General features: G+C 64.9%; 29 protein-coding genes and 1 riboswitch. Of the genes, 16 read left to right on the plus strand and 13 right to left on the minus strand.

Translation table 11 applies throughout. The annotated features are described in order from the left end of the window. Positions 1 to 413: 413 nt before the first annotated feature. Genes ABIB99_RS00280 through pdxH form a run of 3 tightly spaced genes read right to left on the minus strand, consistent with a single transcriptional unit; the run spans position 414 to position 2621 of the window. Positions 414 to 1184, minus strand: a complete 771-nt coding sequence (locus ABIB99_RS00280; protein WP_354174247.1) for a class I SAM-dependent methyltransferase — start codon at positions 1182 to 1184, stop codon at positions 414 to 416. A gap of 17 nt (positions 1185 to 1201) precedes the next feature. Further along, positions 1202 to 1954: an SDR family NAD(P)-dependent oxidoreductase gene (locus ABIB99_RS00285; RefSeq protein WP_063984930.1), complete on the minus strand. Its 753-nt coding sequence runs from the start codon at positions 1952 to 1954 to the stop codon at positions 1202 to 1204. 25 nt (positions 1955 to 1979) lie between these two features. After that, complete coding sequence (pdxH, locus tag ABIB99_RS00290; protein WP_354174250.1) at positions 1980 to 2621, minus strand: pyridoxamine 5'-phosphate oxidase; 642 nt, start codon at positions 2619 to 2621, stop codon at positions 1980 to 1982. A gap of 113 nt (positions 2622 to 2734) precedes the next feature. Here pdxH and ABIB99_RS00295 point away from each other — a divergent pair, with 113 nt between their 5' ends. Next, the gene (locus ABIB99_RS00295) at positions 2735 to 3142 is read left to right on the plus strand and encodes an RT0821/Lpp0805 family surface protein (protein ID WP_028158074.1); all 408 of its coding nucleotides are present in this window, start codon (positions 2735 to 2737) and stop codon (positions 3140 to 3142) included. A gap of 108 nt (positions 3143 to 3250) precedes the next feature. Beyond that, complete coding sequence (locus tag ABIB99_RS00300) at positions 3251 to 4213, plus strand: DnaJ C-terminal domain-containing protein (protein WP_354174252.1); 963 nt, start codon at positions 3251 to 3253, stop codon at positions 4211 to 4213. A 444-nt stretch (positions 4214 to 4657) separates the two neighbouring features. On the opposite strand, the gene ABIB99_RS00305 is transcribed toward ABIB99_RS00300, so the two are convergent. Both ABIB99_RS00305 and ABIB99_RS00310 read right to left on the minus strand, forming a co-directional pair. Next, entirely contained in the window at positions 4658 to 5428 is a 771-nt protein-coding gene (locus ABIB99_RS00305; RefSeq protein WP_354174254.1) for an anti-sigma factor family protein, read from the minus strand. Between the two features lie 106 nt (positions 5429 to 5534). Continuing rightward, positions 5535 to 6023, minus strand: a complete 489-nt coding sequence (locus ABIB99_RS00310) for a sigma-70 family RNA polymerase sigma factor (protein WP_014497222.1) — start codon at positions 6021 to 6023, stop codon at positions 5535 to 5537. Between the two features lie 171 nt (positions 6024 to 6194). On the opposite strand from ABIB99_RS00310, the gene fabI reads away from it, so the two are divergent. The 5 genes from fabI (at position 6195) to ABIB99_RS00335 (ending at position 10502) form a co-directional block, all read left to right on the plus strand. Continuing rightward, complete coding sequence (gene fabI, locus ABIB99_RS00315) at positions 6195 to 7010, plus strand: enoyl-ACP reductase FabI (RefSeq protein ID WP_354174257.1); 816 nt, start codon at positions 6195 to 6197, stop codon at positions 7008 to 7010. A gap of 14 nt (positions 7011 to 7024) precedes the next feature. Beyond that, positions 7025 to 7624 carry a histidine phosphatase family protein gene (locus tag ABIB99_RS00320; protein WP_038958652.1) on the plus strand — a complete coding sequence of 200 codons (600 nt, stop codon included), beginning with the start codon at positions 7025 to 7027 and terminating at the stop codon, positions 7622 to 7624. Between the two features lie 89 nt (positions 7625 to 7713). Then, positions 7714 to 8802 carry a chorismate synthase gene (gene aroC / locus ABIB99_RS00325; RefSeq protein ID WP_247314124.1) on the plus strand — a complete coding sequence of 363 codons (1089 nt, stop codon included), beginning with the start codon at positions 7714 to 7716 and terminating at the stop codon, positions 8800 to 8802. 70 nt (positions 8803 to 8872) lie between these two features. Continuing rightward, the gene (locus tag ABIB99_RS00330) at positions 8873 to 10063 is read left to right on the plus strand and encodes an adenylate/guanylate cyclase domain-containing protein (RefSeq protein WP_354174259.1); all 1191 of its coding nucleotides are present in this window, start codon (positions 8873 to 8875) and stop codon (positions 10061 to 10063) included. 40 nt (positions 10064 to 10103) lie between these two features. Next, positions 10104 to 10502: a hypothetical protein gene (locus ABIB99_RS00335; RefSeq protein ID WP_247314120.1), complete on the plus strand. Its 399-nt coding sequence runs from the start codon at positions 10104 to 10106 to the stop codon at positions 10500 to 10502. A gap of 57 nt (positions 10503 to 10559) precedes the next feature. Here the strand turns inward: ABIB99_RS00335 and clpS are convergent, their stop codons facing one another. From clpS to ABIB99_RS00360, 5 genes are read right to left on the minus strand one after another with little or no spacing between them, the layout of a single operon-like run. Further along, positions 10560 to 10865 carry an ATP-dependent Clp protease adapter ClpS gene (gene clpS, locus ABIB99_RS00340; protein ID WP_014497217.1) on the minus strand — a complete coding sequence of 102 codons (306 nt, stop codon included), beginning with the start codon at positions 10863 to 10865 and terminating at the stop codon, positions 10560 to 10562. A 41-nt stretch (positions 10866 to 10906) separates the two neighbouring features. Continuing rightward, a complete protein-coding gene (locus ABIB99_RS00345; protein WP_208085197.1) occupies positions 10907 to 11248 on the minus strand; it encodes a DUF190 domain-containing protein in 342 nt (113 codons plus the stop codon). A 2-nt stretch (positions 11249 to 11250) separates the two neighbouring features. After that, positions 11251 to 11679, minus strand: a complete 429-nt coding sequence (crcB, locus tag ABIB99_RS00350) for a fluoride efflux transporter CrcB (RefSeq protein ID WP_247314118.1) — start codon at positions 11677 to 11679, stop codon at positions 11251 to 11253. Positions 11680 to 11685: 6 nt separating this feature from the next. After that, positions 11686 to 12120, minus strand: a complete 435-nt coding sequence (gene crcB / locus ABIB99_RS00355; RefSeq protein WP_354174262.1) for a fluoride efflux transporter CrcB — start codon at positions 12118 to 12120, stop codon at positions 11686 to 11688. Beyond that, positions 12095 to 13303, minus strand: coding sequence for an MFS transporter (locus ABIB99_RS00360; RefSeq protein ID WP_354174264.1), 1209 nt, complete (start codon positions 13301 to 13303; stop codon positions 12095 to 12097). Before ABIB99_RS00360 ends, crcB (ABIB99_RS00355) begins: the two co-directional genes overlap by 26 nt. 92 nt (positions 13304 to 13395) lie before the next feature. Further along, positions 13396 to 13473, minus strand: a riboswitch (Fluoride riboswitch). A 263-nt stretch (positions 13474 to 13736) separates the two neighbouring features. Here ABIB99_RS00360 and ABIB99_RS00365 point away from each other — a divergent pair. Continuing rightward, the gene (locus tag ABIB99_RS00365) at positions 13737 to 14600 is read left to right on the plus strand and encodes a DUF1194 domain-containing protein (protein ID WP_063984919.1); all 864 of its coding nucleotides are present in this window, start codon (positions 13737 to 13739) and stop codon (positions 14598 to 14600) included. A 180-nt stretch (positions 14601 to 14780) separates the two neighbouring features. Next, a complete protein-coding gene (locus tag ABIB99_RS00370) occupies positions 14781 to 15413 on the plus strand; it encodes a hypothetical protein (protein WP_071916058.1) in 633 nt (210 codons plus the stop codon). Between the two features lie 32 nt (positions 15414 to 15445). Here the strand turns inward: ABIB99_RS00370 and ABIB99_RS00375 are convergent, their stop codons facing one another. Continuing rightward, positions 15446 to 16219 (minus strand): enoyl-CoA hydratase/isomerase family protein, encoded by a 774-nt coding sequence (locus ABIB99_RS00375; RefSeq protein ID WP_354174267.1) that lies wholly within the window; start codon positions 16217 to 16219, stop codon positions 15446 to 15448. A gap of 218 nt (positions 16220 to 16437) precedes the next feature. On the opposite strand from ABIB99_RS00375, the gene ABIB99_RS00380 reads away from it, so the two are divergent. Then, positions 16438 to 16821 carry a bleomycin resistance protein gene (locus tag ABIB99_RS00380; protein ID WP_063984917.1) on the plus strand — a complete coding sequence of 128 codons (384 nt, stop codon included), beginning with the start codon at positions 16438 to 16440 and terminating at the stop codon, positions 16819 to 16821. Between the two features lie 30 nt (positions 16822 to 16851). On the opposite strand, the gene ABIB99_RS00385 is transcribed toward ABIB99_RS00380, so the two are convergent. Beyond that, the gene (locus ABIB99_RS00385; protein ID WP_354174270.1) at positions 16852 to 17910 is read right to left on the minus strand and encodes a class I SAM-dependent methyltransferase; all 1059 of its coding nucleotides are present in this window, start codon (positions 17908 to 17910) and stop codon (positions 16852 to 16854) included. Between the two features lie 254 nt (positions 17911 to 18164). Between ABIB99_RS00385 and ABIB99_RS00390 the strand changes: the two genes are divergently transcribed. After that, positions 18165 to 18767, plus strand: coding sequence for a hypothetical protein (locus ABIB99_RS00390; RefSeq protein WP_354174272.1), 603 nt, complete (start codon positions 18165 to 18167; stop codon positions 18765 to 18767). A 48-nt stretch (positions 18768 to 18815) separates the two neighbouring features. On the opposite strand, the gene ABIB99_RS00395 is transcribed toward ABIB99_RS00390, so the two are convergent. Then, the gene (locus ABIB99_RS00395; protein WP_071917648.1) at positions 18816 to 19646 is read right to left on the minus strand and encodes a GntR family transcriptional regulator; all 831 of its coding nucleotides are present in this window, start codon (positions 19644 to 19646) and stop codon (positions 18816 to 18818) included. A gap of 40 nt (positions 19647 to 19686) precedes the next feature. On the opposite strand from ABIB99_RS00395, the gene ABIB99_RS00400 reads away from it, so the two are divergent. Genes ABIB99_RS00400 through ABIB99_RS00420 form a run of 5 tightly spaced genes read left to right on the plus strand, consistent with a single transcriptional unit; the run spans position 19687 to position 24752 of the window. Continuing rightward, positions 19687 to 20751 (plus strand): hydroxymethylglutaryl-CoA lyase, encoded by a 1065-nt coding sequence (locus ABIB99_RS00400; RefSeq protein ID WP_354174275.1) that lies wholly within the window; start codon positions 19687 to 19689, stop codon positions 20749 to 20751. Next, entirely contained in the window at positions 20748 to 21968 is a 1221-nt protein-coding gene (locus tag ABIB99_RS00405) for a CaiB/BaiF CoA transferase family protein (protein WP_354174277.1), read from the plus strand. The genes ABIB99_RS00400 and ABIB99_RS00405 overlap by 4 nt, the downstream gene beginning before the upstream one ends. A gap of 38 nt (positions 21969 to 22006) precedes the next feature. Beyond that, the gene (locus ABIB99_RS00410; RefSeq protein WP_354174279.1) at positions 22007 to 23053 is read left to right on the plus strand and encodes an ABC transporter substrate-binding protein; all 1047 of its coding nucleotides are present in this window, start codon (positions 22007 to 22009) and stop codon (positions 23051 to 23053) included. Beyond that, positions 23050 to 23898: an ABC transporter ATP-binding protein gene (locus ABIB99_RS00415; protein ID WP_354174281.1), complete on the plus strand. Its 849-nt coding sequence runs from the start codon at positions 23050 to 23052 to the stop codon at positions 23896 to 23898. Before ABIB99_RS00410 ends, ABIB99_RS00415 begins: the two co-directional genes overlap by 4 nt. A gap of 2 nt (positions 23899 to 23900) precedes the next feature. Next, positions 23901 to 24752: an ABC transporter permease gene (locus ABIB99_RS00420; RefSeq protein ID WP_354174283.1), complete on the plus strand. Its 852-nt coding sequence runs from the start codon at positions 23901 to 23903 to the stop codon at positions 24750 to 24752. Positions 24753 to 24791: the final 39 nt, after the last annotated feature.

The following is a 24791-nucleotide window of genomic DNA, read 5'->3' on the forward strand; positions in this document are numbered from 1 at the left end:
GTGATGTGTGCCCGCCGCCCCAATTCCTCCGGTAAAATTTGAGCAGTGGGCTGAACGTTTGCGCGAAACTTGTCTGCGATAAGCAGCATGTTAGCCGCGAGGAACAGCCATGGTTGAAAAACACATAACGTCGCCCCGCAACGTCATCGATCTGGCGAATTATCGTCAGGTCCTGGCGAGCGGCAAGGCGTCGTCGATGTCGGCGCGCATGTGCCGGCACTGTGGTGCTCCGCTGCTCGACGGTGAGAACGACGACGACTGCTCGACTGCGTTCAGCACGGCCGCTCCGCGGCTGCGCGATCGGTCGCGTCGGATTCGAGTCGATTGAGGAACGGAAGGGTAAAGGCGATCCAGGTCCTGCGGCGGCGTTGTCTGGATCGCCTTGCTTCCCGCCCTTCGAGCGGGAAAATCATCTAGCGCTTCACGATCTGGGCCGTCGAGACGACGGTCTCGGCGATGGCGCCGTCGCGACTGAAGGGAGCGAGATGCTGCCCGACGTCGCGCAGCATCGCGTCGGCATTTTCGCCAAGCGCTTCCGGCGATGACGACGAGTAGGTGAGGGTGCGGCGTGTCAGATCCTGCACACTGATTGTGTGGCTGGTCTCAACCGTGACGAACTCGGTGGGCTGAAAGGCGCTGCCGCGAAAGAACGCCGGCAAGTCGCGATGGGTGCGCGTGCCCATGCCTGCCTCCTCCCAGAGCTTGGCCGGTGACCAGCGGCGGCGGACCTCGTTGTAGCCGTCAAGCCACGGGTTGCGGCCGTCGGTGGCCGAGAATGAGGCGCAGATGGCAATTGCGCCGTCGTGCGCGACGAGCCGGTCGAGCAGTGCAAGCGTCAGGTCGCGATCCATCCAATGCAGGGCGCGCCCGATCGTCACGACATCGAAGCTGCCGATGTCGGGAGCCAGCGTTTCGGCCTTGCCTTCGATCAGCGTGATATCCCGCGGTGCGCCCGCTGCGGCGCGTCGCGCCGCCTCGATCATCTCGGGCTCGGGATCGACGCCGACAACGCGGCCGACATAGGGGCCGAAGCCGAGCGCCAGGAGTCCGGGTCCGGTGCCGAGGTCTATCAGGCTGCTCTGTTTGATGAGACCAAGCTTGTGTGCGACGCTGCGAAAGAATTCGCTCGGGTAGGGCGGCCGCAAATGCTCGTAGAGTGACGCAGTGCTCGCGAACCGGCCCATGCTTCGCCTGCCTGGCCTTACACGTGCTGGCCGCCGTTGATGTGGATCTCGGCGCCGTTAACGTAGGAACTGGTGTCCGTGCACAGCACGTAGATGATCTTGGCGACCTCGTCGGGCGTGCCGAGACGGTGCATCGGGATCTGCTGGTCGACGATCTTCTCGGTGCCCGGCGACAGGATCGAGGTGTCGATCTCGCCCGGCGCGATCGCGTTGACGCGGACGCCGACGCGGCCGAAATCGGAGGCCATTTCGCGCGTCAGGGATGCAAGCGCAGCTTTCGATGTGGCATAGGCGGCGCCCGCAAAGGGATGCACGCGCGAGCCCGCGATCGAGGTGACGTTCACGACCGAGCCCCTGGCCGCCTTCAACTCCTCGATCAATCCCCGCGCGATCATGATCGGCGCGAAGAAATTGACGTGGAAGACGTGCGTCCAGGTGTCGAGGTCGGTGTCGACCGAGCCAAGCCGCGAGCCGCCCGGACCCTTTGGCGAGATCGCGGCGTTGTTGACGAGCGCATGCAGCATGCCGCCTTCGAGCCGGTTGCGGATGTCGGTGATCGCGCGCGCGGTGTCCAGGGGGTTGCCGAGGTCGACCTGGATGTGATCCTCGGGGCCGGCATCCCACGGACAGTCCTCGGGGAAGGGATGCCGCGAGCAGGTGATGACGCGCCAGCCCGCCGACGAGAAGCGGATCACGGTGGCGTGGCCGATGCCGCGGCTCGCTCCGGTCAGGAGCAGCGTGCGGCGCGGCGCATTGGACGAATGCGGCATGGACATCTTTCAGGTCGGCCTAAGCTCAGGGATACATCCGCGTCTTGGACCATGGCTGGCCGGCCGCGTCACGGCGAAATTCGATACGGTCGTGCAGGCGGAACGGGCGGTCGTGCCAGAACTCGATACGCGAGGGCGTGATGCGCCAGCCGCTCCAGCCCGGCGGCCGCGGCACCTCGCCGATGATGTGCTTGGCCGCGACTTTGGCGATGGCTTGTTCGAAGGCGAAGCGGCTTTCCAGCGCCTCGGACTGCTTGCTCGCCCAGGCGCCGATCTGCGCCTGCTTGGGGCGGGTGGCGAAGTACGCGTCGGCCTCGGCGTCGGTCACCGGCGTCACGTTGCCGCGGACGCGGACCTGACGGCGCAGTGACTTCCAGTGAAAAAGTAACGCCGCCTTAGGATTTGCGGCGAGTTCGCGGCCCTTCTGGCTCGCGATGTGGCTGTAGAAGACGAAACCGTCGGTGTCGAAGCCCTTCATCAGCACCATGCGCACGTCTGGCAGCCCGTCGGGGTCGACGGTTGCGAGCGCCATGGCGTTCGGATCGTTCGGCTCGCTCTTGATCGCCTCGTTCAGCCAGGCCTCGAACAGCGCAAACGGTTCGTCGGCGGCGGTGAAATCACCGGATGTTAAGGGTGTCTGGTGTTTCATCGAGGTCGTGTCGGTCATGTCCGGAGTCCGAATTGCGTCCCGCGGCCCAAAACGCGTTGTTGTCCGCTACCGCCCTATATAGGGCATGGGGACGCGTTGGCCTATCGGCGATCCGGCCGTCCGGCTTTGTCATGACAATGATTCTGATCGGGCTCGGCTCCGGCGGCTGCAGCTTTTCCCGCAACGACACCAGTGCCTACGCCAAGGCCGACGACAGCGACCTGACCGGCTCGATCGCGCGGCCGGCAAAGGACGCCCCGCCGACCGACACCGATCTTGCCTTCGCCCGTAACGCCGCCTCCGACGTCCTGAGCAAGGGCGACAAGGATTCCAGCCAGCACTGGGAGAATCCGGAAACCGGAGCGCGCGGCTCGGTGACGCCGATTGCGCAGTCCTACGCCGCCGAGGACGGCCGCAAGTGCCGGGACTTCCTGGCGAGCTACGTCAATGGCAGCACCGAAAGCTGGCTCCAGGGCGCCGGCTGCCAAAGCAGCCGTGGCCGTTGGGAGATTCATACGCTAAAGCCGTGGCGGAGCTAGGAATCGGCTCTGCGGCTAGTTGCAAAAATGCCACTCGCCTCCCACATGACCAGCAGATGGGGCGGGGAGCCCTTTGAACAATTCGATTTCTTGAAGGAGACGTGACGGATGCGCGACCCCTATGAGGTCTTGGGGGTGCCGCGGAGCGCCAACGCTGCCGCGATCAAGAGCGCCTATCGCAAGCTTGCCAAGAAGCACCATCCCGACAGCAACAAGGATGACCCCAAGGCCGCCGAGCGCTTCTCCGAGATCAATTCGGCGAACGAGATCATCGGCGACGAGGACAAGCGCAAGCAGTTCGACCGCGGCGAGATCGACGCCGACGGCAAGCCGCGCTTCCAGGGTTTTCCGGGCGGCGGCGGGCCGCGCGGCCGTGCGGGTCCCGGCGGGTTCGAAAGCTATACGTTCCGCAGCGGCGGCGCGGGCCCTGGTCAGGGCGGCGGCGCGTTCGAGGACATCCTCAACAGCATGTTCGGCGGGACGCGTGGTGCGCGGCCCGGGGCCGGCGGCGCCGGGCAGTTCGAATTCGACACCGGCGGGATCGGCCTCGATCTCGACGTTAATGTCGCCATGTCCGTCTCGCTGGAAGAATCGGTCAAGGGTGGCGAGAAGCGCGTCCGGTTGCCGACGGGCAAGGAGCTCAACGTCAAGATTCCGGCCGGCGTCACCGAGGGCCAGCAGATCCGGTTGCGGGGGCAGGGCGAGAGCGCTCAGGGCCATCCGCCGGGCGATCTCCTGATCACGATCAGCATCGCGCCGCACCCGTTCTTCAAGATCGAGGGTGCCGACCTCAGGATCGACCTGCCGGTCACGCTCTACGAGGCGGTGCTCGGCGGCAAGGTCCGTGTGCCGACCCTCGGCAATGCCGTGGAACTGTCGGTCCCGAAAAACACCTCCAGCGGCCGGACCTTCCGCCTCAAGGGCAAGGGATTGCCAAGAACTGGCGGAACCGGGGATCTCTTCGTCACCATCAGGATTATGCTACCGGACGGGAACGACGCCGAGCTTGAGGCATTGATGGAGAAGTGGCGGGACCAACACCCCTACAATCCACGTAGCGGGCTTGGCTAAAGCATGATCCGGACCCGGAGGGCCGCGTGAGAGCGAGGCGTTCATGCGGCGTTCAGCCGTTTTCCGAAAAGATCATGCGCAGAGAAAATTGCTAAAGCGCGAGCCATCGCGCTTTAGGGCGAGATCGCAACTGAAGGGGGTTCTCCCAAAGGACCAGAGCATCTCTCAACAGATGATGCTCGTCATATGCCTGAGGCGTGATAGCGCCTCTCGCCTCATGTGGTTCGACGTGTCGGCTGTCCGGCGGGGCAGTCGATAAATAGGTGCGGCCTCGAGAGGGGGACCAGCGCGGTACCAAAAACCCCAATCGAGGCCGCCCGCGTCGATCGGCGGATCGAACGCTACTCATTTTCTCGTGAGCATCCGGTGCGATAATGAGACGCACCCATGTCTTGATTCCAAATTTTCAATGTCGGAATCGAGGCACCGCCTTCAAGCGGTTGCTCAGGTACCGTTTTTCTCGGCCTGGTCGTAGACCGCCTGCGCGACCTTGGTCAGGCGATCACGATCGCTGCCGCCGCTGACGACGTAGCCGACGCCGCGCTCGGCCCAGAACAGCGCGCCGTCCTTGTCGGCCTTGGCGTAGCGCATCTGAGTCGCGCCGTTCTCGGTCTTGGCGGTGTAGATCGTGTACCGCTCGCCCGAGGCGCCCTCATACATCAGGAACGACGCCGGACCGTTCGGCCCCGGCAAGAGCCGGCCGCCGACGAGCTTCAGCCCGCTCGCCTCCAGGTTCGGCGCGAACACGGTCCAGCCGCAGCGCCTGGTCAACCAGGCCTGGAGATGGTCGCGCTCGTTGCCGCCGACCTCGACGGGGTGGCGAACCTCGACGACATAGAGGCGGTGGGCGTCGAGCGCGTCCGCCGTAAAGCTCTGGAAGGTCGAGGGGGCGTTGGCGGCGCCATGCGCCACCCAGCCGGCGGTGCCGCCGGCCACGAAGGCGACCAGCACAGCCGCCGCGGCGGCATAGAACCATTGCCGGGGACGGCGCTCCAGCCGCTCGAGCTCGAGCCGGGCCGGCACCGGCTCCTGGACGACAGAGTCGTAACGCGCGTGCAGCATCTCGGCCATGGCGCGCCAGGACTGCACGCGCCCGGCATCGTCAGGGTGTGTGGCAAGCCAGGCCTCGACATCGGCGCGGCGCTCGGCCGGCAGCTCGCCGTCGACATAGGCGTGCAGCTCGTCTTCGGTAATGGGAATATTATGGTCGTTCATATCGATCGTCTCTGGCTCTGCGGCCCAAAATGTCTTTCGCGGTTCAACTGCGCTGCTTCCCGCTCCATGCAGGCGAAGCGACCTGCGCGATGCATCAACACTGCCATCACTTCACCCGCTTGAGCGCCGGGCGCTCACCTTCCAGCGAGGCTTTAACGTGGGCTCTCGCTCGCGCCAGGCGCGACATCACGGTGCCGATCGGCACGCCCTGGATGTCGGCGACCTCGCGGTAGCTCATGCCCTCCAGCATCACCAGCAGAAGCACCGAGCGCTGCTCCTCGACCAGCGTCGCCAGCGCCTTCTCGATGTCGCGCCCTTCGGCCTCGGTCCCGCTGGCATCCGGATTGTTCTCCGTCAGCTGCGTGAATTGCGGGCGTCTTGCCAGCGAGCGCCGCCGGTTCTTGTTGAGGTTGGTCAGGATTGTATAGAGCCAGCTCCTGACATCGCCTCCGAGGAACAGGCGCTCCGAACGCAGCGCCCGCACCAGCGTATCCTGCACCAGATCGTCGGCCGCATCCGCATCGCGCGTGAGCGCGCGGGCGTAGCGGCGCAACGCCGGGATCATGGCTTCCACACTCTGGCGAAACGCACTCATGCCGTCTTGACGTCCTGGTGTCCGGCGCGAGCGCCTCAATCATCATAACACCCGAACGGAACGGCTATTCCGGCGCTTGAAACAGCGTTAACGCCGCGTATTAGGACTGTACCGCGAAGGAGGGCTGGTGTACCTCCAGACCTCAACGAGAGCTCGACGGGACGTTAGCAAATGGCGCAGAATTCAGGTCTGATGCAGGGCAAGCGCGGGGTGATCCTCGGCCTTGCCAACAACCGCTCGATCGCCTGGGGCATCGCCAAGGCATGCCACGCAGCCGGCGCCGAGCTCGCCTTCACCTATCAGGGCGATGCGCTCAAGAAGCGCGTCGAGCCGCTTGCCGCCGAGATCGGCGGCCTCGTGCTCGGCCATTGCGACGTCACCGATGCTGCCACCATCGACGCCGCCTTCGCAGTGCTGAAGGAGAAGTGGGGCAAGATCGACTTCCTGGTGCATGCGATCGCCTACGGCGAGCAGCTCGACGGCCGCTACGTCGACACCACGCCGGAGAATTTCTCCAAGTCGATGCTGATCTCCTGCTACTCGTTCACGGCCGTGGCGCAGCGCGCCGAGAAGCTGATGACCGATGGCGGCTCGCTCATCACGCTCAGCTATTACGGCGCCGAGAAGTGGATGCCGCACTACAACGTGATGGGCGTGGCGAAGGCTGCGCTGGAGGCCAGCGTGCGCTATCTCGCGGCCGATCTCGGCGAGAAGAGCATCCGCGTCAACGCGATCTCGGCAGGTCCCATCAAGACGCTCGCGGCATCCGGCATCGGCGACTTCCGCTATATCCTGAAGTGGAACGAGAACAACGCGCCGATGCGGCGCAACGTCTCGATCGAAGACGTCGGCGGCAGCGCGCTGTATTTCCTCTCCGATCTCGCGCGCGGCGTCACCGGCGAGGTGCATCACGTCGATTCCGGCTATCACGTGCTCGGCATGAAGCGCCCGGACGCGCCGGACATCTCGTTCGGCGGCAAGGACTAGCTTATAAATCTGGAATGCCGGTGCCCACGATCTATTATCTTCGCCACGGTGAGACCGAGTGGAATGCGCTCGGGAGGCTTCAGGGCACCAAGGACGTTCCGCTGAACGCGCGTGGACGCGGTCAGGCCGTGCAGGCCGGCGGCGTGCTGGCGGATCTTTTCAAGCGCGACGGCAAGGACAAGGCGGCGTTACCCTACGTGTCGAGCCCGCTCGGGCGTGCACGGCAGACCATGGAACTCGCGCGCGGCAAGCTCGAACTGCCGCCGGCGGACTACGCGCTCGACGATCGCCTGCGCGAGATCGGCTACGGCAGCTGGGAAGGGCTGACGCTGGCCGAGAGCGAGGCGGCCGATCCGGACGTCTATGCCAGGCGTCTCGCCGACAAATGGACGGTCGGCCCCGCGGACGGGGAGACCTACGCCGATGTGCAGGTCCGCGTGCGCGCCTGGTACGACGAGCTCCGGACCGACACCGTCGCAGTCGCCCATGGCGGGACTTGCCGGGCCCTGATGGTTTCGCTCGGCCTGGAGACGCCCGCCAGCGCCGCCGAGCTCTATATCGAGCAGGGCGCCGTCTATGTCTTCCGCGACGGGCGGCTTGAGAAGTTTAGTTAGGCCGGTTCGCCGTCATCCACGGTGGCTATGGGTTTGACCCCCGGCCCCCCGCGCGTTACCACACGCCCGAACCGACCCAGCGAGCAGCGATGTCCTTCAACACCTTCGGCCACATGTTCCGCGTCACCACCTTCGGCGAGAGCCATGGGGTGGCGATCGGCTGCGTGGTCGACGGCTGTCCGCCCATGATCCCGCTCACCGAGGCCGATATCCAGCAGGATCTCGACCGCCGCCGGCCCGGCCAATCGCGCTTCACCACCCAGCGCCAGGAGCCGGACCAGGTGAAAATCCTGTCCGGCGTGATGGCGCATCCGGAGACCGGCGTGCAGGTGACGACGGGCACCCCGATCGGGCTCCTGATCGAGAACACCGACCAGCGCTCGAAGGACTATTCCGAGATCAAGGACAAGTTTCGGCCCGGCCACGCCGACTTCACCTATGAGGCCAAATACGGCCTGCGCGACTATCGCGGTGGCGGCCGCTCCTCGGCGCGCGAGACGGCAATGCGCGTCGCTGCGGGTGCGATCGCACGAAAAGTGCTGCCCGACGTCAAGGTCCGCGGCGCGCTGGTGCAGATGGGCCCGCACAAGATCGACCGCGACAAATGGGACTGGGACGAGATTGCCAAAAATCCGTTCTTCTGTCCCGACAAGGACAAGGCCGCGTTCTTCGAGACCTATCTCGACGGCATCCGCAAGAGCGGCTCGTCGATCGGCGCGGTGATCGAGGTCGTCGCCGAAGGCGTGCCGGCCGGCCTCGGTGCCCCGATCTATGCAAAACTCGATTCTGATCTCGCGGGTGCGATGATGACCATCAACGCCGTGAAGGGCGTCGAGATTGGCGCCGGCTTTGGCGCGGCCGAGCTCACCGGCGAAGAGAACGCCGACGAGATGCGCACGGGCAATGACGGCACGCGCTTCCTTTCCAACCATGCCGGCGGCGTTCTGGGCGGCATCTCCACCGGACAGCCGGTGGTGGTGCGTTTCGCGGTGAAGCCGACCTCGTCGATCCTCCAGCCGCGTTTGACGGTCGATCGCGCTGGGGCCGACACCGAGATTATGACCAAAGGCCGCCACGACCCCTGTGTCGGCATCCGCGCAGTGCCCGTCGGCGAGGCCATGATGGCCTGCGTGCTCGCCGATCACTTCATTCGGGATCGCGGGCAGGTCGGCCGCTAGAGCATTCGTGTCGCGGTACTAGCCCACCGCGCAGCTTGACGTCCTCACAACTTCGTCCGCAAATGCGGACATGCAAAACTCCGAGATCCAGCGCATCACCAACTGGCTGATCGACGGTGCGAGGTCGTCCGGGACCCCTTCCGAGATGATCGCCGAGGTCTGCGAGCATCTGGTCGCGGCCGGCCTGCCGCTGTCGCGGTTCGGTATCTTCATCCGAACGCTGCATCCGGAAATCTTCGGCCGCAATTTCATTTGGCGGGAAGGTCAGAAGGTCGAGATCGGCACTGTCGATTTCGAGATCCTGGACACGCCCGAATTCGCCCGGAGCCCGCTCCGGATCGTGTTCGAGGAGGGGTTGGAGGTCCGGGGACGGATGGACGATCCGGACAGCAAGCGGTTTCCGTTCCTCGACGATATGCGCGCCGAAGGCGTGACCGACTACCTCGCGATGCCGATGCACTATCTCGACGGCTCGATCCACGCGACGAGCTGGGTCACGCGGTGTCCCGGCGGCTTCAGCGACGACGACATCGCGGCGATCCGGACCCTCGCGGCACCGCTTGCACGCGTCAGCGAGATCATCAGCCTGCGCCGCACCGCCGAGATGCTGCTCGACACCTATGTCGGCAACCGTGCTGGCGCGCGCATCCTCGGCGGCCAGATCCGCCGCGGCCACAACGACACCATGCAGGCCGCGATCTGGCTCTCGGATCTGCGCGGCTTCACTGCGCTGTCGGACCGGCTGCCGGCCGAGACCGTGGTCGAGATCCTCAACCAGTATTTCGACTGCCAGGTCACCGCGATCCGGGGCCATGGCGGCGAGGTGCTGAAATTCATGGGTGACGGCCTGCTCGCGGTGTTCCCGATCGATGAATATGTCGGCGATGCCGCGCATGTCTGCACGCGCGTGCTGGAGGCTGCGCGCGAATCCCGCGCCAGCGTCGAGGCGCTCGCCTTTCCGGTCGGCGACGTCGTCGAGCGCTTCCGCTTCGGCGTCGCTCTGCATGTCGGCAACATCCTCTACGGCAATATCGGCGGCGGCAACCGGCTCGACTTCACCTGCATCGGCCCCGCCGTCAATCTCGCGGCAAGGCTGGAGAAGATCACGGGCCGGCTGGGGCGGACCGTCGTGGTCTCGGAAGTCTTCGCGAACGCCTGCCGCCATGACTGGCGCGAGCTCGGCGAATTTCCGATCGCTGGATTTTCCAAGGCGCAGCGCGTGTATGGGCTCGCCGAAGAGACGCCGGTGGTGATGGCCTGAAAGTCGATGCATGATCCCGCATGTGAGACGATGGGTATGCTTGGCACTCTTCCTGTTTCTGGCAGCCTGCGGGTTCGTTCAGGACGAAGCGATTGACGGTCCCTATCGTCTCGTCGCCGTCGACACGGATGACGACATGACGCTTTGCCGCTCCGTCGGCACGGATGGAACTTGCGTTGGCGACGGCCTCCCGGAGCCTACGGTCTTTCAGGCCGGCGCGAACGCCCAGTACATCGTGTTCGCTCGCCATCCATGGACATCGGGAAAGCGACCGGACCGCTCCGTCACGGAGTTTTACTACATCTCGCGAAAAGCAAACGAATGGGACGTTGCGGTGCGGGTTTTCGTGAGCGGCCCCTTCACTGAATCTGAATACCTGGAGGAGAAGCGGAGGCTGCAGCTTCCCCAGTTCAGCAAGGTCTTTGCCAGGTTGAAGTAACTTGCGACCAGATCATCATTGACACGCCTCGGGCGCCGGATCGCGAGCAGCGAGCCGCTATTCCTCGGGCTCCGTCGTGAACAGCAGCGGATAGCCCTTGGCGCGGCCGGCATCGGTGGCGCGGGTGGCCTTGGTTTCGGCGACGTCCCTGGTGAACACGGCGACCACGCAGGCGCCCAGCTTGTGCGCGGTGATCATGACCTTGTAGGCCTGATCCTCGGTCATGCGGAACTCGGCCTTGAGGATCATTGTGACGAATTCGCGCGGCGTGAAGTCGTCGTTGATCAGGATGACCTTGTGCAGCTTGGGCCGCTCGACCTTGGTCTTCGTCCTGGTTTTCGGCTTGGTAACGGTGTCGTTCATTCCGCCTCCCGGAAACGGCGGGCTCGGTTCAGCCGCGGTGCTCAGTGTGCGGCCCTCGCACCATATTGCAGGACCTGTACCTTCTCCAAGGTGATCAGGCCGCTCGACATCATGCCATCCAGGATGGGCAGGAATGCGTTGATGCTGTCCTCGCTGTCGACGATCTCGATCAGTAGCGGCAGGTCTTCCGACAGCCGCAGGATCTTCGAGGTGTGCAGCCGGCTCGACTTGCCGAACCCCATCGGGCCGCGCAGCACGGTGGCGCCCGCGAGATGCCGCTCGCGCGCCGTCATCACGATCGCTTCGTAAAGCGGCTTGCCGCCGAAATGGTCGCTCTCGCCGATGAAGATCCGGAGCGAAACAGCCTGATTGGGGATTTGCATGGTCAGCTCCTCGTCAAGCGATTGTAGCGGCTTGCCATCATATGACCGAGCCACACAGACACCAGCCAGCAGATGACGGATGCCGCGATATAGGCGAGTGCCGTGTATTTCATGCCGCCGTGGAACAGGCGGAAGGTCTCCAGGCTGAAGGCCGAGAAGGTGGTGTAGCCGCCGCAAAACCCGGTCATGACGAATTGCCGGTGCTCGGGCCGCGCCAGCATGCGGCCGTCGGGGCCGGTCAGCGTTGCGTAGAAGCCGATGATCAGCGATCCCGTGGCATTGATGAACAGCGTCGCGACGGGGAAGCCCGGGCCGGTGTCGAGCACGAGGGAGACGAAATAGCGCGCGAGGCCGCCAAGGACGCTGCCGAAGGAAACCCAGGCATAGAGCATCGCGCTGCGCCAGCGGTCGGTGGAGGAGGGAACGGTCATCCGCCTCTAGCCTCCAAGACCGTCAGCGAGGACAAAGCCGCAACTGACGGCGGCAAGGCAAAGCCCGACCGAGAGCGCGACATTGCCGAGCGCATGCATCGGCTCGCCGTTGCGCGCGAGCGTCAGCGTTTGCAGGCTGAACGAGGACACCGTGGTGTAGCAGCCGAGGAACCCGGTCACCGCGAACAGCCAGGGATTGGGGGAGGCGAAGATCGAGCCGGGATGGGTTGCCAGCGCGCCGAAAATGCCGATCAGGAAGGCGCCGGTGATGTTGATGGTCATGGTGCCCCAGGGAAAGGTCTCACCCAGCCGCCGCGCGATCGCGCCCGAGACGAAATAGCGCGCGCAGCCGCCGAGAACGCTGCCGACCACGATTGCGATCACTCCGCTCAACACGACGAACGCCCCTCCATCATCATTTGTCCTCCGCTGCCAGACCATTGCCGACGGCGAGCAGCCCTACGAGCGCGACCAGCGCGAAGCCGAGCCCGGCCAAAAACGTGCCCGCCGGACCGTAGGCATCCCACAGCGCGCCGGCGATCACGCTTGCGGCCAGCAAGGCCAGTCCCGTGAACAGGTTGAAATAGCCGAATGCGGTGCCGCGCAGGCTCGGCGGCGCGGCGTCGGCGACGAGGGCCGACAGCAGGCCCTGGGTCAATCCCATATGCAGCCCCCACAGCACGACGCCGAGCGCGAGGCCCGCGAGGTTCGGCAGCAGCGCGAGCGCGAGGTCGGCGGCCGCGAGGAAGACGAGGCCGAGCGCGAGCAGGCCGGTCCGGTTGATCCGGTCCGACAGCACGCCGGCGGGATAGGCCGACAGCGCATAGACCACGTTCATCAGCACCAGCACCGCCGGCACCCACATCGCAGAGAGACCGATGTTCTGCGCGCGCAGGATCAAAAAGGCCTCGCTGAAGCGCGCGAGCGTGAACACCATGCCGACCGCGACGACGCGCCAGTACACGGATCCGAGCTGCCGCATGGCGGAGGTGTTCAGCGGATTCTTCGTAGTCTCCCGGCTTGGGTCCGGCTCCGGCTCGCTCACCGCGAATGCGATCAGGCCGAAAGACAGGAAGGCCGGCAGCACCGCCACCCAGAAGACAAGGGCAAAATTATCTGCCGTCCACCACATCAGGCCGATCGCCACGAGCGGTCCGACGAATGCGCCGATGGTGTCGAGCGACTGCCGCAGGCCGAAGCTCGCGCCGCGCAGACCCGCAGGTGCGATATCGGCGATCAACGCATCGCGCGGTGCGCCGCGAATACCCTTGCCGACGCGGTCGATGAAGCGCGCGGCAATCAGCCAACCGACGCTGGGGGCAAGCGGGAACAGCGGTTTTGTCAGCGCGGCCAGCCCGTAGCCGAGCGCCGCGAGGAGCTTGCGCCGGCCGAGCCAGTCGGACAATGCGCCGGAGAAGATCTTCGTGATCGAGGCGGTCGCTTCGGCGATGCCCTCGATGAAGCCGACCGTGAGCGTGGAGGCCCCGAGCACGGTGACGAGATAGACCGGCAGCAGCGCGTGGATCATCTCGGAGGAGACGTCCATCAGCATCGAGACGAAGCCGAGCACCCAGATCCCCCTGGGCAGCCCCGCACGCGCAGCATTCGGTGTCGTCGTCGTCACGCCCTGACCTTCGCCCTTCAGGCAACAAAAAACCCGCCATCGGCGGGTTTGTCCATGCTCCCGCCAAAGGCCGAGGCTTTGAGATTGCCCCTCCTCGAGCAGGAGTCATCAGCCCACTACGGTCACAGGCCGACGGGCGGTTGTCGGGGGACTCCATCCCCATCTGTACATCCAACCTAGCATGGAAATCGCACCGGACAAGTGGGCGGGGAAGGTCTGTCTTCGGATCGATGCTGCTGGACGCTCCGGAATGATGGCGTGAGCGATCGCGCATGTCCCCGTGGCGCAAGCGCGGCAACACGGCGGCAGCTTTGCGTGACGTGCGCATTCCCAACTCGCGAATTCCTAACTGGAATGTGAAGCGCAAGCGATCTTCGGACTTTGCGGCAAGGCGATTGCATGTCACCATCGCGTCATACGACGGGAGACTGCGATGCGCATGCTGTTCTCGATCGGGGCTGTGCTGGTGGCCGGCGTACTCGCCGGAGGGGATGTCGCGGGCATCGCGGCACCAGGGCCCAAATTTGAACCGAGCAAGAGTTCGCCACAACGGCTAGCGGCCGATCGGGACGCGCAGACGGTCGATGTCGAGCTGGTCCTCGCGGTCGACGTCTCCTACTCCATGGACATGGACGAACTCGCGATCCAGCGCGAAGGCTATGCGCAGGCGATCCAGTCGAAGGAATTCCTCCAGGCGCTGAAGCTCGGGCCGAATGGCCGGATCGCGGTGACTTACTTCGAATGGGCCGCTTCCAGCGATCAGAAGATCATCATCCCGTGGCGGCTGGTCGACGGACCGGAGACGGCGGACGCGGTCGCCGCCGAGATCTTGAAGACGCCGATCCGGCGCGCCTCGCGCACCTCGATCTCCGGAGCGATTACGTTCGCGATGCCGTTGTTCGACGAGGATCCCTATCGCGGCTTGCGCCGCGTGATCGACATTTCCGGTGACGGCCCGAACAACAATGGCGGCCCGGTGACGGCGGCGCGCGACGCCGCGCTCGAGAAGGGCATCGTCATCAACGGCCTGCCGATCATGGTCAAGGAGCCGTCCTATTCGACCATGGATATCGACAATCTCGACTACTACTACGAGGACTGCGTCATCGGCGGTCCCGGCTCCTTCGTCATCACGATCAAGGATCGCGACAAGTTCAAGGAAGCGATCCGCACCAAGCTCCTGATGGAGGTCGCGGGCCGCATGCCGGAGCGCCCCGTGAGGCGCGTTGCCGACAAGGAGCCACGGGTCAGCTGCTTGATCGGCGAGAAGATCTGGTCGGACCGCTGGGGCCGCTGATCCGCACCACCCCGAATGAGACCTTTTGCCCTGTCCCGCCCGCGGTCGAATTTAACCACGCGTTAACTGCTGCGTGGCCCTAATCGGCCTGCTTCCCGTTGTTTCCGGATAAAGTTCTGACTTCGCCGTCCGGCGCGCGAACAGAAGCGGGTCTGTCAGACAAATCCGCCGAGCAATCCAATGGCCATCGTCACATCGAGCACCAGCCAGATTTCGCCCGCCAACGAGCGGGTGTATCACCAGAGCAGTCTGGTGGGTGACTGGAAGGGCAATTGGGCAGGCAACAACCAGGCCGTCGGCTTCAAGGTCGTGAACATCCGCGGGGCCAGGGCCCAGATCGAATACACCCATAACGGGCACACCGAGCGCGGTATCGGCGAGGTCAATGGTGCAACGATAAGCTACGGCAACGTCACGGTCGGCACCAAGGACGGCAAGAACCTGGTGCTCCTGTTCTCCTCGGGCGTTGGCAAGCAGAGCGCGACTTTGCAGAAACAGGCGCCGGCAGGTTCCGACAGCATCCTCATGGGAAGCTGGGGCGGCTATTCTGCCGACATCGGCAAGAGCGCGAGCTTTCGCGTGCTGGCCATCAACGGCAAAGAGGCGACGGTCAGCGTCACCACCGACGGTATCACTCGCCAGGGCACCGGCTACGTCTACAGGAACGTCATCATGTTCGGGCAGTCGCAGATATCGACCGACAACGGACAAAACGGCAAGATCATCTATCAGGTCGGCTCCAAATCCTTCACTGTGCCGGTGACGAAATATCCGCCTGCGGATTCGTCGTCCTCGGTGGACAGGACGGCCTGAACGTCAGCCTCCCTGGGCGGCCGGCGGCCCCCTCACCATTTCGGCGCACGCTTCTCCACGAACGCCCTCAAACCCTCCTGCGCTTCGTCCGACGTCGCGACATTGCAGAAATCGTCCACTGCACTTGCGATGCTGCGCCGGTAGTCGAGGTCGATCTGGCGCATGAAGGCGGCGCGGCCCATCCGCAGCACGGCGGCCGACTTGCTGGCGAATTGCGCCGCGAGCTTCAGCACCTCGGCCTCGAGCCCGGCATCGTCGACGACGCGGTTCACCACGCCGAGCTCGCGCGCCTCCGCGGCGGTGAAGACGCGGCCGGTGAACAGCAGCTCGAACGCGCGATGACGTCCGACGATGCGCGGCAGGTGTGCGTAGTGGATCGCGGGAATGACGCCGACGTCGATCTCGGGATAGCCGAACGTCGCGCTCTCGGTTGCCAGCACCACGTCGCAGGACACCGCCATGGTCATGCCGCCGCCGCGCGCCGCGCCCCCGACCGCGGCGATCGACGGCTTTCCGAGCCCATACTGGGCGTCGTAAAGGTCGATATAGAGCGCCTGGAGGAATTCGCGGATCTCGGCGCCGGATTTGCCCAGCAGGATGTCGAGGTCGAGGCCGGCTGAAAAGCGCTTGGCGATCGCGCTCGCCAGCACGACAACGCGCGCTTCCGGATCGTTCGCCGCGCGACGCAGGGCCGCGACCACCGCACGGATGACCTCGAGGCTCAGTGCATTGACAGGCGGGCGGCGCAGCGTGATGCGGGCGATGTTGCCTGCGCGTTCGTAGGCGACTGGATTGTCAGATGTCACCGGGTTCTCCATGCTTTCGGGAAACGTGCGGCATCGATCGCGGTGGTGGCGCGGTTATTTCGCGTCGAGCGGCAGCCGCGGCGGGACGCTGTCGTTCGGCGCTTCCGCCTTGTTTGGCGACAGCTTACGGTGCGGCTTGGGTCGTGCAAGACCTCCAGCGCGCATGCTAGACTGCGTGCAGGAGATTGCTTGCCGGATCTTGCCGGATGGAGGGACCAATGACCGACGAACACCCGATGATGGCCGGCTCCGCCACCGTCTTCGTCGTGTCCGACATCACAGCCAGCCTCGCCTATTACCGCGATGTGCTCGGCTTCGAGGTCACCTTCGAATACGGTCAGCCTCCGTCCTACGCCTGCCTCTGCCGCGACGAGGTCGGCCTGCATCTGCTTGCGGCGGCGGTAACGAAGCGGTTGCCCGGGCACGGCGGCATCTGCATCTTCGTCAGGGACGTCGATCAGATCTATGCCGAACTATCGGGACGCGGTGCCAGGCTGCTCAACCGGCCGGAGGACCGCGACTATCGTATGCGCGATTTCGACGTCGTCGACGCCGACGGCAATCAGCTCACGTTCGGTATGGGAACGGACGACGCGGCCTGACATCGCCGGCCGCGCGCGTCCGCCGTTGCATCAGATCCGGGCCTCCAGGATCAGGTTGAAGGGTGTTTCGGCGGCGCGGCGGAAGCGCGACAGGCCGCCTTCGCTGGCGACCTTGCGCAGCCTTGCCTCGCCGGCTTGAGCGCCGAGCGCGAGGCCGACCTCCTGATCGAGCGAGGCCGGCGTGCAGATCATGGTCGACGCCGCATAGTAGACCCGCCCGACAGGATTGAGATTGTCTTCGAGGCGGTCGCCTGCGAACGGCTCGACCAGCATGCAGGTGCCGTCCTTCGCCATGGTCTCGCGCACGTGGCTGATGGCGCCGACGGGATCGCCCATGTCGTGCAGGCAATCGAAGAAGCAGACGAGATCGTAGCCCTCGGCCGGATAGGTCTTCGCCGAGTGAACCGCGAAGCTGACACGATCGCCCAGCTTCGCCTCAGTGGCCGCCTTTCGTGCGGCCGCGATCGAGCCCTCGTGATAGTCGAAGCCGTAGAAGCGGGAGTTCGGGAAGGCCTCCGCCATCAGCCGGGTCGAGACGCCGTGCCCGCAGCCGACGTCGGCGACCTTGGCGCCGCGCTTCAGCTTGTCGACGACGCCTTCGAGCGCGGGCAGCCACTCCTGCACCAGATGATGCATGTAGCCGGTGCGGAAGAACCGGGCGGTGCCGCAGAACAGGCACTCGCTGCGACGATTCCAGCCGACGCCCTTGCCGGACTTGAATGCGTCCGTAATTTTCGGCTCGTCGAGGAACGCCGCGGCAATGACATTGCCGACCGCGCCGAGGAAGACCGGGCTGTCATCATCGGCAAGCGCCATCGCCTGCTCCGGCAGCATCGAGAACTTGCCGGAAGTGGAATCGTATTCGACGTAACCAGAAGCCGCCTGGCTCGCCAGCCACTCGCGGACGTAGCGTTCGTTCGTTCCGGTGGCGCTTGCGAGTTCGGCAGAGTTCATGGGTCCCTTGGCGGCGAGGGCGCGGTAGAGGCCGAGCTTGTCGCCCAGCAGGACCAGCGATGCGTTCATCGCCGCACCGACCTCGGTGATCATCTTGCCCATAAAGGCATTCAACCTGTCGGAATCGACCTCCATGACAGCCTCCATGTTGTGTCTGGCATTTTCAAAGGTCTGCGCGATTGCGTCTTGCCGGACTGCCCCGGCCGATCAGGATCGAAGCGACGGCTCGCGTTCGCGCGTCCTCTATGTGGGTCAATCCGTCGCGCAGGAGGTTCAACACGTCAGGATAACGTAATTTTGGAACTCGATGGCGCGACCACCGGCATCGCGTCACTGGTATTCGCGTGATCCCCGGCATATAATTTCCGCTCTTTTTGACGGTTACCTGAATGTCCAGCCTTGCACGTTCCTGCGGTCTCGCAACTCTCTTCGTGGTGCTCTGCCTCGGCGGAGCGCCGGCTTATGCGCAAGTCGCGCCCTTGCAATATTGGATCCCGGGCGGGCCTTTCGGCTTTGGCGGCAGCGCCGGCCAGGGCTCCGATGGCTACGGCAATTTTCCGAGCTTCAAGGGTGGCAATGCCAACGCAGGCTATGATTTTCGTCCCGGTTTCTTCGTCGGAAGCGAACGCGGCAATCTAGGCCTGGGCGGCCTCAGCCAGCCTGCGCCGGCCGGCAATTTCAGCGCGCTCTCTTATGATGGCACGCAGTTCGGTTACAACTACAAGACCGCGGGCGGCATGCCCGTCACGTTCTTTGCCGGGTTCGACACGCTGAAATACAATGGCGGCATCGGCAGCTCGCTCGCCCCGCTCACCTCCAGCGCCTCGCCCGGCTACGGCGCGTTCGCGGGTGTCGAGTTCAAGCCGACCTCCAACCTCAGCCTGTCGTTCGGCGCCGGTTTCACCCAGCAGCAATCGGGACGCATGGACAGCGACATCAATTCGTCAATGCTGCCCGGCGAGTCGCCGGCGTTGGGTGGCCTACGTCGTTGAGCGGTCACGCGTCGCTTTCGCCGCCCGCTTGACGGCAGCCGCGTTGGCTTACGACAAGCCCGCCACCAGCGGGCGTTGCAGGTGCTTCGCCATCAGCTCTGCCGCTTCGGCATAACGCCGCGTTTCCAGAACCTCGAGCAGGCGCAAATGCTCGCGCACGTGCCGCCGCATGCCGTCGCGGTCGGCGAAGCTGCGATAGGCGAACAGGCGCCTGATCGAATTCACGCGCCTGAGCGATTCAAGAAAGAACGGATTGCCGGCGCCGCGAATGATCTCCTCATGGAATTCGCAACCGGAAAGAAAGACCTCGCCGATCGTCATCTTCTCGAGCTCGCCTTCGAACACGCGCAGCTGGCGCTCGCGCAAGCGTGCAATCACCTCCTGCGGCAGCGCAAAGCCGGGCTGGGCGATTGCCGCAGGTTCGATCACCGCGCGAAACGCCATGGCCTTGGCGTGAGCTTCGGGGTTCGAGACCGTCTCCGCGAAGCGCCAGCCATAGCCCGGCAGGCGTGCAATCCAGCCCTCGGCAGCGATCCGGTCAAGCAGCCGCTGCAACTCGGCCCGGCTGAGGCCATAGCGGCGCATCAGCTCCGCCTCGGTGACGTCAGCCGGCAGTCGGCTTGCGAGCACGTCGCCTGCGATGGACGTATAAACCTGTTCGCTGCGCCTGACCGCCGCGAGGGCTGGCTGGGCTGCGCCGCTGGTCGGATGCTTGGCCAGCACGAACCCGCGATGCGGCTCGCCGCGCGCGAGCCCTGCCGCTTCCAGAGCCTTGAGGCCGAGCCGGATCGGCGCGCGTGAAAGATCGAGCGCATCGGCAAGCCGCTGTTCGATCAAGCGATCGCCAGCCTTCATGCCTTCGCGTCGGGCGAGCGCCATGATCAGCCCGGCGAGGTGCTCAGCGCGCTCGGAACCGCCTTTGCTTGAAGCGGGCGGTCGGGAATTGTCGGAGCCGGTCATTGCAGTGCACGCGGATTTTGAGCTTGACAGACTGTCCCACGGATTGTTCTTTTACGCAATAATATACAATCGAACCAGGGAGAGCCTGATGGCGCATGCGCCGGATGTCCTGATTTGCGAGGTCGGCCCCCGCGATGGGCTGCAAAACCTGGACGTGTTCGTTCCCACCGAAGCCAAATGCGCGCTGATTGATACGATCTCCGCCGCCGGCGTGCGCGAGATCGACGCGGGATCCTTCGTGCCGCCGAAGGTCGTACCGCAATTCGCCGATGTCGATGCGGTGATGGCGCACGCGCTCGCGCACAGGACCGCGACCATCGGTGCACTTGTGCCGAACGTGAAGGGCGCCGAGCGCGCCATCGCCGCCGGTGTCGACGCCATCTACTTCGTCATCTCCGCCAGCGAGACGCACAACCGCGCCAATGTGCGCCGCTCGATCGAAGAGCAGCTCGACGGGTTTCGCGCGGTCCGCGCCGCGATCGACGCCTCTCCGGCGGACCGGCGGCCGCACCTGATGGGCGCGATCGCCACCTCCTTCGGCTGCTCGCTGGAAGGCGAGGTGAGCGAAGCGGCCGTGTGCCGGGTCGCGCGCGCCTTTGCCGAGGCCGGTGCCGACGAGATCGGGCTCGCCGACACCGTCGGCTATGCCACCCCAAAACTGATCAGGCAGATCGTCGAGGCCGTCAGGCGCGAAGTCGGATCGCAGATGACGCTGCGGCTGCATCTACACGACACGCTCGGTGCGGGCCTCGCCAATGCCGTCGCCGGCCTCGAAGCCGGGATCCGGCGTTTCGACGCCGCGGTATCAGGACTTGGCGGCTGTCCATTCGCGCCTGGTGCCCGCGGCAACATCGTCACCGAGGATCTCGTGTTCATGCTGGAGCGCATGGGACTTTCCACCGGCATCGATCTCGATCGCCTGATGCAAACGCGCGAGATTCTGGCCCGCCATATCCCGGCACAACATCTGACCGGGCACCTGCACGAGGCCGGCATTCCCAAGGTGCTGCGGAGGGCGGCATGACGGCGGCCGCGCCCGAGGCGGCAACGGAGCTCCGTCCGCTCGCCGGCCTTCGGGTCATCGAGTTCAGCCAGATGGTGATGGGGCCGAGCTGCGGCTTGATCCTCGCCGATCTCGGCGCCGACGTGATCAAGGTCGAGCCGCCCAAGGGCGACCGCACCCGCTATTTCAAGGGACCGGCTGCCGGCTTCTTCGCCACCTACAGCCGCAACAAGCGCAGCATCGCGCTGGATACGTCGACCGCGGAAGGCCAGAACGTCGCGCGGCGGCTGATCGAGAGCAGCGACGTCCTGATCGAGAATTTCCGACCCGGCCTGCTGAAGCGGATCGGTCTCGACTACGAGTCGGTTGCCGCTTTTGCACCACGCCTGATCTACTGCTCGCTCAAGGGCTATTTGCCCGGCCCGTACGAGAATCGCCTCGCGCTCGACGAGGTCGTGCAGATGATGGGCGGCCTTGCCTACATGACCGGCCTGCCGGACCGGCCGATGCGCGCCGGCGCCTCGGTCAACGACATCATGGGCGGCATGTTCGGCGTGATCGCGATTCAGGCTGCGCTGGCCGAGCGGCAGCGCACCGGCCGCGGTCGTTACATCCAGAGCGCGCTCTACGAGAACAACGTGTTCCTGATGGCGCAGGCCATGATGTGCGAGGTGGTCAGCGGCCAGCCCTCGATCCCCTATTCGATCAAGGACAGCCCCTGGCCGGTCTACGATCTCTTCGACACCAGGGACGGCTCGAAACTGTTCGTCACCATCGTCGGTGAAGAGCAGTGGGAGGCGTTCTGCCGCGCCTTCGATCGCGAATCCTGGCTTGCCGATCCGCGCTTTGCGACGAGCAACGACCGCGTCGACCATCGCGGCTGGCTGATTCCGGAGATCGCGAAGATCTTCAAGCAATGGGACAAGGCCGATCTCGCGGCGCGCCTCGAGCAGCTCGATCTGCCCTACGCGCCGGTGAACAAGCCCGGCGATCTCTTCGACGACCCGCATCTGAACCAGTCGGGCGGGCTGACCAACATTCACCTGCCTGATGGCGGCGAGGCAAAAACGCCGCTGTTGCCGATCTCCATGGACGGCCGCCGGCTGCCCAACCGCTACGATCCGCCGCAGATCGGCGAGCAGACGCGCGAGATCCTGAGCGAGATCGGCGTTTCGTCGAGCGAAATCGAGACGCTGCAAAAGGCAGGAACGATCCGGATTGCGCCTGGGCCGTCCTGACGAACGGATCGATCAAACAAGAATCAAGGGAGGAGCAGATGAACATCACCAGACGCCAGGCGCTGATCGCGGGCTCCACATTGGCCGGCGCATCGATGCTGCCCGGGCAGCTCCGCGCTGAGACCAAGCAGGTATCGCTCGCCTTCGGGCCGGTGTCGCCGGTCTACGCCATCGGCATGATTGCCGAGCTGAAGGGTTACTTCAGGGACGAAGGTCTCGACTCCAAGCTCGTCACCGGTAACGCCGGCACGTTCGGTCGTCAGACGCTGGCGGCGGGACAAGCCGTGTTCGCGCATGGCGATGCCAGCCATCCGCTGCAGCTCAGTGCGCGCGGCAAGCCCTGCAAGATCCTGCTCGCGACCGAGATGGTGTGCTCCTACGCCAACATCGTGGTCCGGCAGGACCTTTACGACGGCGGTATCAATTCGGTCGAGAAGCTCGCGGAGCACAAACGGCCTGACGGCGCCAAGCCGATCGTCGCGGCCACCGCGATCGGGTCGGGCACCTGGGTGTTCGGCACCTATGTGTTCGAAACGCGCGGGCTCGGCGACAGGGTGAACTGGGTCGCCGGCGGCGGACCCAACACGATGTTCCCGTCGCTGCAGACCAAGCAGTTCGACGCCATCATGGCGCCGCCAAGCTGGATCGTCGAGGTCGAGAAGAAGGGCTTTGGCAGGACGATCTACGACACCTCCAAGCCCGGCGTATTCGAGAAGGATTTCGGCGGCACGCTGCCCGTGCTGGTGATCTACACGCTCCAGGACACGATCGAGCAGGACAAGGCGATGGTGCAGGCCTATGTGAACGCGATCCACCGCGCGATGGCTTTCGTGAAGGCGACGCCGCTCGCGGACGTGCAGGCACTGGTCACGCCGAAATATTTCTCGGGCATCGACCCCGATGCAGTCAGCGCCGAGCTCGGCTTCGACAAGTCGACCTGGGCCTATGACGGCGTCATCGACAAGTCCTCGTTCGAACGCGGGGCCAAGCCCTGGTACCGCAAGGGAACGGATATTCCCGAGACGAAATACGAGGATGTCGTCGACATGAGCTTCCTCCAGGCGGCGATGGCGAAATACAAATGATCGCCGCGCCAGGCCCGGGATTCGCGCTCGCGCGAGACGAGGTTGAGAGAGCGGAGACGCGAACCCGCATCGCGGTGCGAGGTCTCGCCAAGCGCTTCAACGCGTCCGGCCGCGAGTTCGTGGCGGTCGATGACGTTTCCTTCGAGGTCAAGCAGGGCGAGTTCGTCGCGCTGCTCGGTCCGTCCGGCTGCGGCAAGAGCACCATTCTCAACATGGTCGCGGGGCTATTGCCGCGCTCGGGCGGCCGCATCCTGATCGATGAGGACACGGTTGAGACCGGCAAGGTCAACCCCAGGGTCGGCTATGTCTTCCAGCGCGACACGCTGTTTCCCTGGCGAACCGTTGAACAGAACATCGGCTATGGGCTGGAGATCGCGGGGCTGCGAAGGACCGAGCGCGCCGGGCGTGTCGCTTCGGCCGTCGAGAAGGCTGGGCTCTCCGGCTTTGCACAGAGCTTCCCCAGCACGCTGTCCGGCGGCATGCGCCAGCGCGTCGCCTTGATGCGCACGCTGATCATGGAGCCCGAGATCCTGCTGATGGACGAGCCGTTCGGCGCGCTCGACACCCACACCAAGCTCGAGATGCACAAGACGCTGCTGGAGATCTGGGAACGCGAGAGGCAGACCGTGCTGTTCGTGACCCACGATCTCGGCGAGGCCTTGACCTTGGCGAGCCGCATCATCCTGCTCTCGGCCCGGCCCGGGAGGCTCAAGGAAGATTTCGACGTCGCCATCCCGCGGCCGCGCGATCCCGTGGACGTGCGCGAGACCGCCGAATTCGGCCGCCTCTACTCGCACATCTGGCATTCCCTCGGCGAAGAATTCCGCCGCACCAGGGCCGAATGATCATGTCCAACAGCCGTAGCGCCGTCCTGTTCTGGCAAGTGGCCATTCTCGTGGTGGTTCTCGTCGTCTGGCAGTGGGGCTTCGAATGGAGCAAGGCGCTGTTGCCGAAGGCCTATGTGCCGAAAATCCTCGATCCGTACTTCGTCGCCAAGCCGTCGTTGATCTGGCAGAGCTTCCTGCGGCTTGGCTGCTTTGCCGATCCCGCCGGCTTTGCCGCCTGCATCAACGGCAACGACAACAATTTGTGGCTCGCCACGCTCGTCACGCTGAAGAACACCTGGTGGGGATTTATTTTCGGCTCAGCGAGCGGAATCGCGGCCGGCCTGGTCCTCGGCCGTTCGGACTTCCTGGCCCGCGTGTTCGGGCCCTATGTCGTGGCGCTCAACTCGATACCGCGCATCGCGCTGGTGCCGCTCGTCATCCTGATCTTCGGCCTCGGCGATCTCTCCAAGATCGCTACGGCATGGCTCGTCGTGTTCTTCGTGGTGTTCTTCAACACCTTCGAGGGAACGCGTGCGGTCGACCGCGATCAGATCGCCGCTGCCCGTCTGCTCGGTGCCAGCGAACTCACCGTGCTGCGCACGGTGGTGATCCCCTCCGCGCTGGCCTGGGTGTTCGCGTCGCTGTTGCCGGCGGTGTCTTTCGCGCTGATCGGCGTCATCGTCGGCGAGTTCATCGGCGCCGAGCGCGGGCTCGGCAAGCTCATCATCGAAGCCGAGGCGCGCGCCAATGCCAGCGAGATGATGGTCGCCATCTTCGTCATGATGTTCGTCGGAATCCTGCTGGCGATCGCGGTACGCTCGCTGCAGTCCTACCTGCTGCGATGGCAGCCGCAATTCGAGCCGTCGGCATAGCAGTCTGCAAGCAATCCGACGGTGAGCGGCAGGTAGCGC

Origin of the sequence: Bradyrhizobium sp. LA6.1 (genome assembly GCF_040547805.1) — a bacterium.
GTDB classification, from domain to species: Bacteria; Pseudomonadota; Alphaproteobacteria; order Rhizobiales; family Xanthobacteraceae; genus Bradyrhizobium; species Bradyrhizobium barranii.